The 11252-nt window shown below is 65.1% G+C and carries 13 protein-coding genes, 1 tRNA gene and 1 pseudogene; 7 read left to right on the top strand and 8 right to left on the bottom strand.

The annotated features are described in order from the left end of the window. Positions 1–437: pseudogene (locus L610_RS12840) on the top strand (2'-deoxycytidine 5'-triphosphate deaminase); the annotation flags it as partial. 3 nt (positions 438–440) lie between these two features. On the opposite strand, the gene L610_RS12835 reads toward L610_RS12840, so the two are convergent. Continuing rightward, positions 441–1223, bottom strand: coding sequence for an ion transporter (locus tag L610_RS12835; RefSeq protein WP_024849090.1), 783 nt, complete (start codon positions 1221–1223; stop codon positions 441–443). A 134-nt stretch (positions 1224–1357) separates the two neighbouring features. Between L610_RS12835 and L610_RS12830 the strand changes: the two genes are divergently transcribed. After that, positions 1358–1431: transfer RNA gene (locus L610_RS12830), tRNA-Gly, on the top strand. 33 nt (positions 1432–1464) lie between these two features. On the opposite strand, the gene L610_RS12825 is transcribed toward L610_RS12830, so the two are convergent. From L610_RS12825 to L610_RS20230, 3 genes are all read right to left on the bottom strand, one after another. Further along, positions 1465–1662 (bottom strand): hypothetical protein, encoded by a 198-nt coding sequence (locus L610_RS12825; RefSeq protein WP_024849424.1) that lies wholly within the window; start codon positions 1660–1662, stop codon positions 1465–1467. A gap of 104 nt (positions 1663–1766) precedes the next feature. After that, positions 1767–2144, bottom strand: a complete 378-nt coding sequence (locus L610_RS12820) for a hypothetical protein (protein WP_144705514.1) — start codon at positions 2142–2144, stop codon at positions 1767–1769. A gap of 56 nt (positions 2145–2200) precedes the next feature. After that, on the bottom strand, positions 2201–2347 hold the full coding sequence (locus L610_RS20230) for a hypothetical protein (protein WP_024849426.1): 147 nt from the start codon (positions 2345–2347) through the stop codon (positions 2201–2203). 210 nt (positions 2348–2557) lie between these two features. Here L610_RS20230 and L610_RS12815 point away from each other — a divergent pair, with 210 nt between their 5' ends. Further along, on the top strand, positions 2558–2821 hold the full coding sequence (locus L610_RS12815; protein ID WP_024849427.1) for a DUF6460 domain-containing protein: 264 nt from the start codon (positions 2558–2560) through the stop codon (positions 2819–2821). Positions 2822–2900: 79 nt separating this feature from the next. Further along, positions 2901–4163 (top strand): MATE family efflux transporter, encoded by a 1263-nt coding sequence (locus L610_RS12810; protein ID WP_144705516.1) that lies wholly within the window; start codon positions 2901–2903, stop codon positions 4161–4163. Positions 4164–4167: 4 nt separating this feature from the next. Here the strand turns inward: L610_RS12810 and L610_RS12805 are convergent, their stop codons facing one another. Then, positions 4168–5250 carry a quinone-dependent dihydroorotate dehydrogenase gene (locus L610_RS12805; RefSeq protein ID WP_024849429.1) on the bottom strand — a complete coding sequence of 361 codons (1083 nt, stop codon included), beginning with the start codon at positions 5248–5250 and terminating at the stop codon, positions 4168–4170. Beyond that, the gene (locus tag L610_RS12800) at positions 5247–5594 is read right to left on the bottom strand and encodes a DUF952 domain-containing protein (protein WP_024849430.1); all 348 of its coding nucleotides are present in this window, start codon (positions 5592–5594) and stop codon (positions 5247–5249) included. The genes L610_RS12805 and L610_RS12800 overlap by 4 nt, the downstream gene beginning before the upstream one ends. Positions 5595–5718: 124 nt before the next feature. Between L610_RS12800 and L610_RS12795 the strand changes: the two genes are divergently transcribed. The 3 genes from L610_RS12795 to L610_RS12785 all read left to right on the top strand — a co-directional run bounded on the left by L610_RS12795 (position 5719) and on the right by L610_RS12785 (position 8011). Beyond that, a complete protein-coding gene (locus L610_RS12795) occupies positions 5719–6147 on the top strand; it encodes a hypothetical protein (RefSeq protein ID WP_034330691.1) in 429 nt (142 codons plus the stop codon). A 147-nt stretch (positions 6148–6294) separates the two neighbouring features. Then, positions 6295–7209: a sulfite exporter TauE/SafE family protein gene (locus tag L610_RS12790; protein ID WP_024849432.1), complete on the top strand. Its 915-nt coding sequence runs from the start codon at positions 6295–6297 to the stop codon at positions 7207–7209. A gap of 1 nt (position 7210) precedes the next feature. After that, on the top strand, positions 7211–8011 hold the full coding sequence (locus L610_RS12785) for a TIGR02186 family protein (protein WP_024849433.1): 801 nt from the start codon (positions 7211–7213) through the stop codon (positions 8009–8011). 4 nt (positions 8012–8015) lie between these two features. On the opposite strand, the gene pdeM is transcribed toward L610_RS12785, so the two are convergent. Beyond that, the gene (pdeM, locus tag L610_RS12780; RefSeq protein ID WP_144705513.1) at positions 8016–8723 is read right to left on the bottom strand and encodes a ligase-associated DNA damage response endonuclease PdeM; all 708 of its coding nucleotides are present in this window, start codon (positions 8721–8723) and stop codon (positions 8016–8018) included. Next, positions 8720–11230: a ligase-associated DNA damage response DEXH box helicase gene (locus L610_RS12775; protein ID WP_144705511.1), complete on the bottom strand. Its 2511-nt coding sequence runs from the start codon at positions 11228–11230 to the stop codon at positions 8720–8722. Before L610_RS12775 ends, pdeM begins: the two co-directional genes overlap by 4 nt. Positions 11231–11252 lie beyond the last annotated feature (22 nt).

Below are 11252 nucleotides of genomic sequence, written 5' to 3'. Positions count from 1 at the left end.
CCGCCGTCATCGACGTCGACAAGCGCGCGGCCCAGGACGTGCATGATTTCTGGGAGCCGCTCTACGTGCGCGGCCGCCACGAACTGATCCTCGATCCGGACGAGTTCTACATCCTCGTCTCCCGCGAGGCGGTGCACGTCCCGCCGGACTATGCGGCCGAGATGACGCCGTACGATCCGCTCGTCGGCGAGTTTCGTGTCCACTATGCCGGCTTCTTCGATCCCGGCTTCGGCCACTCGGCGGCAGGGGGCACCGGTAGCCGCGCGGTGCTCGAAGTGCGCAGCCACGAAGTCCCGTTCATCCTCGAACACGGCCAGATCGTCGGCCGCCTTGTCTACGAGCACATGCTGTCGCGGCCAGCCAAGCTCTATGGCGCTGATCTCAAGTCCAACTACCAGGCGCAGGGCCTGAAGCTGTCAAAGCATTTCCGCGCCTGACGCTCAGGCGCCGGCGTCTTCGCGGCGCAGCGCCCTGACCTCTGCGCGCAGGGCCCTGATCTCCTTCAGCAGCTCTGCCTGGTCGTCCGACCTCTCCTGCTGCATCATCGCCTCGGCTTCGACCTGCATCGCGTTGACGATGATACCGATGAACAGGTTGAGGACGGCAAAACTCGTCGCGACGATGAAGGGCAGGAAGAACGTCCACGCCCACGGATGCGCTTCCATTATCGGCCGCACGGTGCCGGTCGACCACGAATCCATCGTCATCACCTCGAACAGCGTGTAGGCCGACGCCGCCAGCGTGCCGAACTTTTCCGGATCGGTATGGCCGTACATCTGCGTCGCCATCACCGAGAACACATAGAAGACAAGGCCCAGCAAGAGCACGATCGAGCCCATGCCCGGCAGCGCCGAGACGAGCCCGCTGACGACGCGGCGCAGCGACGGGATGATGCTGACCAGGCGCAACACGCGCAGGATGCGCAGCGCCCGTAATACCGAGAGGTTGCCGGTCGCCGGCAGCAGCGCCACCGCGACGACGAAGAAATCGAACACGCGCCACGGGTCGCGGAAGAAGCTGGTGCGGTAGACCATGAACCGCAGCAACAGCTCGAAGACGAACACGGTCAGGACCGCATGGTCGATCACCTTGAGCAGGTGACCGTAGCTCGCCATGACCGCCGCCGAGGTTTCGAGCCCCAGCGTAATTGCATTGATGATGATGAGCGCCGTTATCGCGTATTCGAAACGGCGCGACTGAATCAGCGATTCAAGTGCCTTCACGATGATTCCCCGAGCCGGAAAGCCCGGCGAGGTTTATCGCGATCAGGGTAACATGAAGCTTAATGCGGGCGTTGACCGCCGCGTCGCAATCAGCTTGACAAGCAGGGGGCCGATGAACCAGAAATGCGGCTCGCGCGGGTGTAGCTCAATGGTAGAGCAGAAGCTTCCCAAGCTTACGACGAGGGTTCGATTCCCTTCACCCGCTCCAGCGATACTTCTGTTCGACAGCTCAAGTACACGGCTAGCCTTCCGGCTGCATCTGCTCCGGTTCAACTGCGCGCATCGAACCATTGTTGTCCGTCTCCGGGGCGGTCCGGAAGCCCAGATCGAAAACAAAGTAGGCGGCGATGATGGCAATGACGATTGCCAGCGCAACGATCAGTGCCTTTTGCTCGCGTTTCCTGGATGGCTGCTCTGGCGTGTTGGGTCTTTTCGACATACATGGGCTCCGGTTTTCCCCCGCAACCAGCGGGAGAGGCCGGATGTTCCGGCATGCAAAAAAGCCCTGCCATCGGGCGGGGCTTTGCGAGGAAGTGCAGAAAATCAGTACCAGCGACGCGGSGGCTGGCTGCTGCCGACCGACTGGCCGATGAGGRAGCCGATCAGGRGGCCGATAAGGCCCGCCGAGGAGAGCAGCGTTGCTGCCGTTCCCGGATTGTCGCGGATGGTTTCCGACACCGCATTCGCCTGCGAGCGAAGCTGGCGGCCGGCACGGCGCGCCCGGCGCGACGCCTCGTCATAGAGACCTTCTGCGTCTTCGCGCAGGTCCTCATAGGCCTGCTTGCCCCGTTCCGACAGCTGCTGGGTAAGGCTCGCAACCTCGGCCTTCAGGTCCGAGATCTGCTTTTCCATGTCCTTGCGGTCATTCTCCGCGTTCTGGTTCAGGTTGCGGTTGGTGGCAATGTTTTCGTTCTCGGCCATGAATGGCTCCTTCTGTGTCGCTGGATAACACCCCGCCCAAACGTCCCGATCGTCCGTCAGTTGCGTTCGACGGAAATTCCGGACTCGCCGACCCGCAGCTCGATGCCGTCCGGCTTCGACTCCTCGCGAAACACGTAGATGCCGAGAGCGACGACCGCGACGGCAAGCGCGCCGACGACGAGATAGAGGTGGTTCTGCTTCATCAATGACCCTCAAATGCGCGGGCGGCTGTCCATGGAAAGCGCCAGCGAACAGGCCGCTGCATAGCTTTCGGGATGACGCCCTCGTTTGTTGCCACGTGTCCCCGTGGTGCCGGTTCAACGCGGAAGTAGATCATTGGTTGCCCGCCGGACTGGTCTTGAAGCAGGCGGGCGGGCAGCGTATCTCGGTGTAACAATTGTCAGGAGACAGGCATGAGCGCACTCACCCGCTTTCTCGGCGACACGCCCTTTCGCGTCGCGCTCAAGCTGATCGTGGTGTCCTTCCTCGTCGGCGTGGTGATGGCGACCTTCGGCTGGTCGCCTCAGGATGTGCTGCGAGGCATCGCCGACTTCTTCGCCGGCCTCTGGAACATGGGCTTTGAGGCGATCTACCGCTTCCTGAGCTATTTCCTGCTCGGCGCGGCGATCGTGGTGCCGGCGTTCCTGATCCTGCGCCTCGTCAGCTGGCGAAAATAGCCCCGTGCAGGAGGGAGGATCGAGCGAGCCTCGGCGTTTCGAGGTCACCAACCGACTGGTGCTGGCGATCGCCCTGCCAATGATGGTCGCCTACATGACGACGCCGATGATCGGCATCGTCAACACGGCGGTGATCGGCCGGCTTGGCGATCCGGCGATGCTGGGCGGGCTGGCTGCCGGGGCGGTGCTGTTCGACCTCGTCTTCTCGACCTTCAACTTCCTGCGCACCGGCACGACCGGGCTCGTCGCGCAGGCCTATGGCCGCGGCGATCCGCAGGAAGAGCAGGCCGTGTTCTGGCGCGCGCTGATTGTCGCCGTGTGCGCCGGCATCCTGCTCGCCGTTGCCTCCCAACTGATTGCCTGGGCGGGGCGGCTGTTCATGGATGCGGAGCCTGCGGTCAGCGACGCGATGAGCACCTATGTCACCATCCGCCTGCTCGCCGCGCCGCTGTCGCTGTCGAACTACGTCATCCTCGGTTACCTCCTCGGGCGCGGACAGGCGAGCCTCGGCCTGGTGCTGCAGCTCATCATCAACGTGCTCAACATGGTGCTCTCAGTGTCGCTCGGCCTGTGGATGGGCTGGGGCATTGCGGGCGTTGCCTGGGCGACCGTCTGCGCGGAAGCTTCCGCCGCCATCATCGGCCTCTGCATCCTCATCCTGCGCTTCCGGCGACTGCCGCCGCTGGCGCAAGGCGCGCTGCGCAATGTCGCCTCGCTGAAGGTGATGTTCGCGCTCAACCGCGACATCATGATCCGCTCGTTCGTCCTGCTCGGCGCCTTCGCGATCCTCGCGCGGCAGGGCGCACAACTCGGCACGCTGACGCTGGCGGCAAATGCGGTGCTGATGAACTTCTTCCTGTTGTCCGGCTATTTTCTTGACGGCTTCGCGGCTGCCGCCGAGCAGCTGGCCGGCCGCGCGATCGGCGCGCGCTACCGTCACGCCTTCGACCGTGCCGTGCGTCTCACTGCAGTGTGGGGCTTTTCGGTCGCTGGCGGCGTGACGCTGTTCTTCCTGTGGCGCGGCGATCTGCTGATCGACCTGATGACCACCTCGCCGGAGGTGCGGGAACTCGCCCTTGCCTACCTGCCGTGGGCCGCGTTCACCTCGGTCACGGGCGTGCTCGCCTTCCAGATGGACGGCGTCTTCATGGGCGCGACCTGGTCGAGCGACCTGCGCAACATGATGGTCGCCTCGTTCGCTGTCTTCATCGCGGCGTTGTGGCTGCTGATCCCGGCATTCGGCAATGTTGGACTGTGGAGCGCGCTGCACATCTTCCTGCTGACGCGCGGTTTCAGCCTGCTGTCACGGCTGCCTGCGCGGGCGCGGACGACCTTCGCCTGACGGCTCAGAACGAGGCTGCTTCCCACATTTCGAGCGAGCGGTCGCGCATTTGCGTCACCGACGTATAGCCCTCGCGGCGGACGATGCGGCCAAGCTCGCGGACGATCCGGCCGGGCAGCGACGGCCCGCCATAGATCATGCCGGTGTAGAGCTGGACGAGGTCGGCGCCGGCGCGGATCTTTTCCGCCGCGGCTTCCGCCGAGTCGACGCCTCCGCAGCCGATGATGGCAACGTCCGGTCCGAGGCGGCGGCGCATGCGCGCCAGCTGCACCGTCGAGCGCACGAACAGCGGCTTGCCCGACATGCCGCCGGACTCACTTGCCTTGCGGTTGGTGAGCCCGTCGCGCGACAGCGTCGTGTTCGAAACGATCACGCCGTCGATGCGCTTGTCGAGCACCTCGGCTGCAATGTCGTCGAGTTCCTCCTCGACCAGATCCGGAGCGATCTTGAGGAAGATCGGAACGTGCCTGCCAATGACGAGCGTCTGCTCATCGCGTGCGGCGGCAACCTCGCTCAGAAGCTCGGCAAGGCTCGCGCGCGCCTGCAGGTCCCGAAGGCCCGGTGTGTTGGGCGAGGAGATGTTGATCGTCAGATACGTCGCCACCGCGGCGAAGCGCTGGACGCCGATGCGATAGTCCGCGATGCGGTCGTCGCTGTCCTTGTTGGCACCGATGTTGACGCCGACGATGCCGCCCTTCCCCAGGCGAGCCTGAAGGCGCGACAGCCCGGCAATGTGGCCGGCATTGTTGAAGCCGAGCCGGTTGATGACGGCTTCGTCTTCTTCCAGGCGGAAGATGCGCGGCTTGGGATTGCCCGCCTGCGGGCGCGGCGTCAGCGTGCCGACCTCGGCAAAGCCGAAGCCGAGGCCAAGCAGCGCGTCCGGCACCTCGGCATTCTTGTCGTAGCCGGCAGCCATGCCGAGCGGGTTCGGAAAGTCGATGCCCGCCACCGTCTGCGCCAGCGCGAGGTCCCTGTCCGGCGTGCAGGCGAGTGGCAGGCCGCTCTTGAGCGCGATGATCGACGCGTGATGCGCGGTCTCGGGATCAAGCGTGAAGAGCGCCCTGCGGCCAATTCGCTCGAACATCATGCGGGCAGCTCCGGAAATTCGTGCTTGCCGTCTTCGCCCAGCGGCAGCGGCCGAACCCAGACGGCGGATGCGGGATCGAGCGGCGCGTAGAGATGCGGGAACAGCGCGCCGCCGCGCGAGACCTCCCACTTCAGTGCGTCGTCAAGTTTTTCGGCGTCAACCGCGATCAGCAGCAGGTTGTCCTGGCCGGCAAAGTGCTTTGCTGCGGTCTCGCGCACCTGCTCGGCAGTCGAAAAATGGATGAAGCCATCGGCAAGATCGATCGGCGCGCCAGAAAAGACCCCGGCTGCCTCGGCGTCACGCCACAGGGAGTCGGGAGCGATCTTGTAGATGAGCTTGGACATGGCAGGGCCTATAGGCGGATTGGCTGGCGAAGGAAAGCGCCGGAACCCTCATCATCCACGCCCGTGACGCAATTACGGCACAAACTTACGCAGGAATGTGGATCGGCTGTCCAAGGAGGATCTCATGCAGCACGCCCGCCTGATTGCCCTTACCGCTCTTGGAGCGCTGGCCGCCACGCCGCTCGCGGCGCAGGAGGACCGCTACAAGCTCGAGAGGACGGAAAACGGCTATGTCCGCCTCGACACACAGACCGGGCGGATGTCGACCTGTACGGAGCAGGGCCAGCAGCTTGTCTGCCGCATGGCGACCGAGGACCGGGACGCCTACGAGGCGGACATCGGCAAGCTTGAACAGCGCGTCGAGGCTCTCGAGAAGCGGCTTGCCGGGCTCGAAAAGAGCGGCGTGAAATCCGACCTTCCGAGCGAGGAAGAGTTCGAACAGACGCTCGGCTACATGGAACGCTTCTTCCGCCGCTTCATGGGCATCGTGACCGATCTCGACCGCACTTTCCGCGAAAAAGAGCCTGCGGAACCCACTCCGGACCGCACCTGAGCCGGAAAGAGGGTCAAATTTGCGCCGGAAGCCGCTCCGGCGGTTTGACTTCGCGTTAATACGAGCGCAAGAACAACATGCTTTCCTGACGTTATTCCTGATCAGGAAAGCTCCCGGGATCAGGCCACGAGCAGTCGAGTTGGACGGGTGGGCATCTATCTTCCCATCGCCGAAATGTCCGTCAACATGGTCGTCATTCTGGCCATGGGGGCCGCGGTGGGCTTTCTGTCCGGCATGTTCGGCGTCGGCGGCGGCTTCCTGATCACGCCACTCCTGATCTTCTACAACATCCCGCCGGCCATCGCCGTGGCAACGGGCGCCAACCAGGTGGTCGCGTCCTCGGTCTCCGGCGCGCTGGTGCACCTGAAGAAGGGCACGATCGACTTCAAGCTCGGCACGGTGCTGCTCGTCGGCGGTATCGCCGGATCGACACTCGGCGCGTGGGTCTTCGCGCTCTTGCGCAGCGTCGGCCAGCTCGACCTGTTCGTGTCGCTGGTCTACGTCGCCCTGCTCGGAACCGTCGGCGGCCTGATGCTGGTCGAAAGCGTGCGCGCGCTGCAGCGGGCGAGAACCGGCGCGACGCCTGCCCTGCGCCAGCCCGGCCAGCACAACTGGATCCACCGCCTGCCGTTCAAGATGCGGTTCCGCCAGTCGAAGATGTTCGTCAGCGTCATTCCGGTGCTCGGCATCGGCGCGGTGATTGGCTTCCTCGCCTCGATCATGGGCGTCGGCGGCGGCTTCATCATGATCCCGGCGCTGATCTACCTATTGAAGGTGCCGACCAACGTCGTCGTCGGCACGTCGCTGTTCCAGATCATCTTCACCGCCGCCTACACCACCATCGTCCACTCGACCGCCAACCAGACGGTCGACATCGTGCTGGCGTTTCTTTTGATGGTCGGCGGCGTCGCCGGTGCACAGTATGGCGCACGGGCCGGCCAGAAGCTGCGCGGCGAGCAGTTGCGCGCGCTGCTCGCGCTGCTGGTTCTCGCGGTTGCGCTGCGCCTGGCGTTCGATCTGTTCGTGCGCCCGGCATCCGTCTATTCGCTGACGGGGCTGTGACATGCGGCAGATCAAGGCATGCAAGCTCCCGTTCCTGCTATTCATCCTGACCCTTTGCGCCGTCGAAGCGCGCGCGCAGGCGCCCGAAATTGTTCCTGAGTCGATCCAGATCGGCCTGTCGACCGACCGCGTGACGATCACCTCCGACTTCTCAGGTGCCGACCTCACCATCTTCGGCGCGCTCGACAATGCCGACCCGATGGTCGCGCGGCAGGGCCGCTACGACGTCATCGTCGTGCTGGAAGGCCCGGCCCGGCCCGTCGTGGTGCGCAAGAAGACGCGCGTGCTGGGCATGTGGATCAACACCCAGTCCGAGACCTTCGTGAACGTGCCGATGAGCTACTCGGTCGCGACGACGCGTGCGCGCCAGGACATCACCAACACGGCCAACTACAAGCAGCTGGCGCTGGGCGCCGAGAACGTCAACATCACGCCCTACGACCGCAACGGCGACCCGGTAACGCTGGAGGAATTCTCCAATGCGCTGCGCGAGCGCAAGAAGGCAAGCGGCCTGTTCAGCGAGCGCATCGGCGGCGTCCAGTTCCTGTCGCAGAACCTGTTCCGAGCAACTCTCCACCTTGCGCCCAACGTGCCGGTCGGTACGCACCGCGCCCGCGCCTTCCTGTTCAAGAACGGCGTCTTCATCAAGGAGAACTCGGCGCAGCTGGCGATCCTCAAGGCGGGCTTCGAGCAGCGCGTCTACCGCGCCGCGCAGAACCACGGCTTCCTCTATGGCATTGCAGCAGTGCTGCTTGCCTTCGTCACCGGCTGGCTCGGCCGGATCATCTTCCGCAGGGATTGATCGCTTAGCTGCCGCGCAGCAGGCGGCGGGAAATGGCGAAGACGCGGCTGTCGCCGAGCACATGCGCCACAAAGGCTTCCCAGCGGAACAGCCCGCGATAGGCCTTGTCGAGCACGTTGAGCATGCCGGTATAGGCGCCGAAGGCGGGCATGATCAGCCGCTCGCCATCGGTCGCGAAGCAGCGGCGGCGCACCGCCCTGCCCTTGTGAACCACAACCGCGCCCGGATGCAGATGTCCGGCGATCTCGCCTGTAGAAGCTCCGCTCAGCGGCTCGTGGCGGAAGCGCAACCCGCCGAYGGCAAGCTCCGTCACCGTAGAGCCCGGCAGGTCGCCCGGCGCGTCGGGATCGTGGTTGCCGGCAACCCATAGCCACTCGCGGCCAAGCATCAGCTCGACGAGGCTATCTCGGAACGGCTGCGGCATGCGGTTCGCCCCGCCCCCATCATGAAAGCTGTCGCCAAGGCTGATGACCATGCGCGGATTGTAGTCCGCCATCACGCTGGCGAGCTTCTGCAGCGTTGCGGCCGTGTCATAGGGCGGCAGCAGCTGTCCGCGGCGCGCATAGGACGAGCCCTTTTCAAGGTGCAGGTCCGAAACTGTCAGGAGACCGAGGTCCGGGAAGTAGAGCGCGCCGCGCGCGTCGCACATGGCGAGCTCGCCCGCAATGACGATCTGCCCTGCAAACTGCGACTTCTGCGGCTCTGCGTTCATCCTTCGCCCATTGCCTCGCGGATGAGTTCGTCTTCCGCTTCCGACAGCAGAAGGTCATCCGCCTCGCCCCGCACGCTTTCCCTGCCGATCTCCAGCATGACGGGGACGGCGAGAGGCGAGATGCGATCAAGCGCCTTATGCACGATTCTGCCCTTGATCCGCGAGAGCATGTCCGCAAGCCTACTGACATCCAGCAACCCCGCCCCTGCATCCATCCGCGTCGCGCGCAGCAGGATGTGGTCTGGCTCGTGGGTGCGCAGCACGTCGTAGATGAGGTCGGCCGAGACGGTTACCTGCCGGCCGGTCTTTTCCTGCCCCGGATGGCGCTTCTCGATCAGGCCGGCGATCACCGCGCAATTGCGGAAAGAGCGCTTGAGCATCCAGCTTTCGGCAAGCCAGGCGTCGAGATCGTCGCCCAGCATGTCCTCGTCGAACAGCTCCGAAAATGGCAGCTTGCCGGAGCGGTGCAGCCGGCCGATGTCGGCATGCGCCCAGATCGCCAGCGAGTAATCTGTGGCGACAAAGCCAAGAGGGCGGGCGCCGCCCCGCTCAAGCCGTCTTGTCAGGAGCATGCCGAGCGTCTGGTGCGCGAGCCGCCCCTCGAACGGGTAGGCAACCATGTAGTAGCGCTTACCCCGCGGAAAGGTCTCGATGAGCAAATCACGGGCACGCGGCAGCATCGACTTGTCGCGCTGCAGCGCCAACCATTCGGCGACCTGGTCGGGCAGCACGTGCCAGCGCGAGGGATCGGCCAGCATGCCCCGCACCTCGGCGGCGAGATAGGTCGATAGCGGAAACTTGCCGCCGGCATAGGCCGGCACGCGTGCGTCTTCGCCAGCCGCATTGGTGACGTAACACTCGTTCTCGCGAATGCCCTCGAAGCGCAGCATGCGGCCGGAAAACAGGAAGGTGTCGCCCGGCGACAGCGTCTCGAGGAAGTATTCCTCGACCTTGCCGAGCACCGGCCCGCCGAAGGCGTTGCCGCCCTTGCCGCGTTGCCGCGTCAGGCGCACGTTCAGCATCGGCGCCTCGATGATGGTGCCGACATTGAGCCGGTATTGCTGGGCAAAGCGCGGATGCGAGACGCGCCACTTGCCCTCTTTCGTCTGGCGGATGCGGGCGTAGCGCTCGTAGCTGCGCAGCGCGTAACCGCCCGTCGCCACGAACTCGACCACCTTGCGGAACGTCTCCGCATCGAGCCTCGAATAGGGCTCGGCCGTGCGCACTTCCGCCAGCAGCTCTGCCTCGTCGAACGGCTCCGCACACGCCATGCCCATCACATGCTGCGCCAGCACGTCGAGCGAACCGGTGAGCAGCGGTGGCGTGTCCTGCGCGCCGATGTAGTTGGCCTCGATCGCCGCCCGGCATTCGAGAACCTCGAAGCGGTTGGCGGGGACGAGGATGGCGCGGCTTGGCTCGTCCATGCGGTGGTTCGAGCGGCCGATACGCTGGGCAAGGCGGCTCGCGCCCTTCGGCGCACCAACATGGATGACAAGGTCGACGTCGCCCCAGTCGATGCCAAGGTCGAGCGTGGAGGTGGCAACCACCGCGCGCAGCGCGTTCTCCTCCATCGCCTTCTCGACGCGGCGCCGCTGGGCAACGTCGAGCGAGCCGTGATGCAGCGCGATCGGCAGCGTGTCCTCGTTGATGCGCCAAAGATCGCCAAACAGGCGCTCGGCCTGCGAGCGCGTGTTGACGAAGATCAGCGTCGTGCGGTGCTGCTTGATCGCCTCGTAGACCTCGTGGATGGCGTATTGCGCGCCATGCCCCGCCCACGGCACCCGCTCCTCGGAATCGAGGATGGTGATGATCGGCTTTGCGCCGCCCTCGACGGTGATGATGTCCGCCATCGCACCCGGCGGGTTCTGCGAGACCAGCCAGCGCCGCAGCGCATCGGGATCGGCAACCGTCGCCGAAAGGCCGACCGACTGGAGGCCTGGCACGTAGCGCCGCAGCCGCGCCAGCCCCAGCGCCAGCAGATGGCCGCGCTTGGAAGTAACCAGCGAGTGCAGCTCATCCAGCACCACATAGCGCAGGCCTGAAAAGAACCGCTCGGCCTCCTTTGACGACAGGAGCAGCGCCAGCTGCTCCGGGGTCGTCAGCAGGATATCCGGCGGCGCCAGCTTCTGCCGCTGGCGCTTGTGGGTGGGCGTGTCGCCCGTCCTCGTCTCGATGCTGATGTCGAGGCCCATTTCGGCGACCGGCTTGCCAAGGTTGCGCTCGATGTCGACCGCAAGCGCCTTGAGCGGGGATATGTAGAGGGTGTGGATGCCGCGATAGGCCTCGCCCGGCTTGCGCTTCGGCCGCATCGCAAGGTCAGTCAGCGACGGCAGGAAGCCGGCGAGCGTCTTGCCGGCGCCGGTCGGCGCGATCAGCAGGACCGACGATCCCGCCTGCGCGCGGCCGAGCAGTTCGAGCTGGTGCGGACGCGGCGCCCAGCCGCGCTCGGCAAACCAGCGCTGGAACCGATCCGGAAGTATTGCGGAGCGCAGGACGTCGTTTTTCACCGCCCAGAGGTAGCGCCTGGAC

Origin of the sequence: Aminobacter sp. J44 (genome assembly GCF_007829415.1) — a bacterium.
GTDB lineage: Bacteria > Pseudomonadota > Alphaproteobacteria > Rhizobiales > Rhizobiaceae > Aerobium.
The sequence above is the reverse complement of the archived record's forward strand: the minus strand, read 5'-3'. Positions and strand labels throughout refer to the sequence as shown.

Excerpts from the sequence above, each read along its gene's own strand:
- L610_RS12825 (WP_024849424.1), bottom strand. The coding sequence starts at position 1,662 with ATGTCGAAAAGACCCAACACGCCAGAGCAGCCATCCAGGAAACGCGAG.
- L610_RS20230 (WP_024849426.1), bottom strand. The coding sequence starts at position 2,347 with ATGAAGCAGAACCACCTCTATCTCGTCGTCGGCGCGCTTGCCGTCGCG.
- L610_RS12815 (WP_024849427.1), top strand. The coding sequence starts at position 2,558 with ATGAGCGCACTCACCCGCTTTCTCGGCGACACGCCCTTTCGCGTCGCG.
- L610_RS12810 (WP_144705516.1), top strand. The coding sequence starts at position 2,901 with ATGATGGTCGCCTACATGACGACGCCGATGATCGGCATCGTCAACACG.
- L610_RS12805 (WP_024849429.1), bottom strand. The coding sequence starts at position 5,250 with ATGATGTTCGAGCGAATTGGCCGCAGGGCGCTCTTCACGCTTGATCCC.
- L610_RS12800 (WP_024849430.1), bottom strand. The coding sequence starts at position 5,594 with ATGTCCAAGCTCATCTACAAGATCGCTCCCGACTCCCTGTGGCGTGAC.
- L610_RS12795 (WP_034330691.1), top strand. The coding sequence starts at position 5,719 with ATGCAGCACGCCCGCCTGATTGCCCTTACCGCTCTTGGAGCGCTGGCC.
- L610_RS12785 (WP_024849433.1), top strand. The coding sequence starts at position 7,211 with ATGCGGCAGATCAAGGCATGCAAGCTCCCGTTCCTGCTATTCATCCTG.